A 1,938-nucleotide genomic window follows, 5' to 3' on the forward strand; every position below is an offset into this window, starting at 1 on the left:
GAGGAACTACATTAAATATAGATAATATTATAAATAGCTTTGTACAAGAAAATTTGAAAAGTAAGGAATCAAATAAATTAGAGGAAACTTATTTAAAAACAGAGCTTTTAGTAAATGATGCAATGGGAGAAAATAAAAGCAATACAGCAGTAGTTATGGTATGTTATTTTATGCTTATGGCAGGGTCAGTTATAGTAGAAGATATTATAAAATTTAAGAAAGAAAATGTATTAAAAAGAACTATGGCAACACCAAATACTGATGTGGAAATAATAGGAGGGATATTCCTATCAAGCTTTATTCTTCAAAGTATACTTGGAATAATAGCTATAAAAATAATCGGAATAATTCTTAAACTAGAGTTTGAAAACTTTGGAATAGTCTCATTAGTTATAATACTTGGAAGCTTAATGTCAACCTCAATGATACTTGCAGCAATAAGGTGGTTTAAAAATGAAGGAATAGCAACACTTGTTTTAGTATTATCAGGACTGATTTTATTTACAATTGGAAACCTAGGAAATGTTATGAGTATGATAGAAAATCCACCTGCAATATTAAAGCTTGGGATTATATCACCATTTATGTGGCTGTTAAAAATCTTAGAAACAAGGGAAATAATAGTACCAACTATAATACTATTATTAATGTCAGGAGTATTCTTTACACTAGGAAGCTTCAAAATAAGAGAATTTATTAAAAACTAAAAATCTCCATATAAACCATAAAAACCTTATGTATATTATGTTATGACATAGCTAAATTAAGAAGTGAAAAAACAAAAGGAAATTACCAGATATAAGGTAGTTTCTTTTTTTGTGCAAAAGAAAGAGCAATAAAAATAGAGGATGTGTTTGTTATATTAACATTTAATGAAATGTTAATATAACATGGATTGTATTAAAAAGTTTTTTTGTTAATAATAAAGAGATAAGGCATTAGGAGGTGGGCAATATTGTCCTATTTTTTAAATTTAGTAGCTGAGTATGGATATATTTTAATATATGGATTACTTTGCATAGAGCTTATGGGAGTTCCTTTTCTTCCAGGAGAAATATTAATTGTATATTGCGGTTTTTTAGTTTATGGAGGAAGGCTTAATTTCTATCTTGTAGTTCTATGTGCTGCACTTGGGGTTTTAACAGGAATGTCTCTTTCATATTTTATAGGAAAGAAGCTTGGAAAACCGTTTTTTTATAAACATGGAAAGAGGATTCATTTAAGTCATGAAAAGATGGATAAGTTTTCAGACCTTTTAAACAAGTATGGAACTTTTCTTATTATGGTTATTTGTTTTATACCAGGAGTTAAACACGTTATAGGATATTTATCAGGAATATCTGATATGAAGTATAAAAAGTATGCACCAGGTTCTTTTTTTGGAGCGATTATATGGGTAACGAAACTGTTACAACAAATTTAAACAAAACTATACAAATACGTATAGAAGTATAGATTTAAAACAGAAAGCCCTCTGTATCTAGTGATAGGTGCAGACTCGGAGTTAATTGCTTTTAACCCCTAAAGCCTTATGGCCAAAGCGAAACTAGAAATGGTAAGCGTAACGGTGCGAAAGCAGAAAAAATAATAAGGATAGCCTAAGTTGAAATAAAATCTAATTAGGTCTTGTAATGGATAATCGTGACATATAAGATACGTTAGGCACTAAGGGTTTTTGTAATGGGTGTTTAGCAGGGAATGTCCTAAGTCTTTAAAATGATATGGATAACCTCCAACGACTATCTCCTTGAGGGAGAGTAAAGCCACAAGCTAAGGGTGGAAGAAAAATACCGTATCTCAAAGTTTTGAGATAAAGATATAGTCTACGCTTATGTGAAAGCATAAGAGGTCTACTTGTGAGAGAAAGACTGCTATAATGTTGCGAATTATAGTGAATGAGAAAAATATATATAAATCTAATAAATGTAGATAAAGTCT

At 29.8% G+C, this 1,938-nt stretch carries 2 protein-coding genes; both read left to right on the top strand.

Annotated elements, in window-relative coordinates; translation table 11 throughout:
- On the top strand, positions 1 to 707 hold a 707-nt coding region (locus ACRC28_RS01600; RefSeq protein ID WP_438541707.1), incomplete at its 5' end, for an ABC transporter permease.
- A 248-nt stretch (positions 708 to 955) separates the two neighbouring features.
- The gene (locus tag ACRC28_RS01605; RefSeq protein WP_438541708.1) at positions 956 to 1,423 is read left to right on the top strand and encodes a DedA family protein; all 468 of its coding nucleotides are present in this window, start codon (positions 956 to 958) and stop codon (positions 1,421 to 1,423) included.
- Positions 1,424 to 1,938: the final 515 nt, after the last annotated feature.

It is taken from the genome of Clostridium sp. (assembly GCF_051650885.1).
Classification (GTDB): domain Bacteria; phylum Bacillota; class Clostridia; order Clostridiales; family Clostridiaceae; genus Clostridium.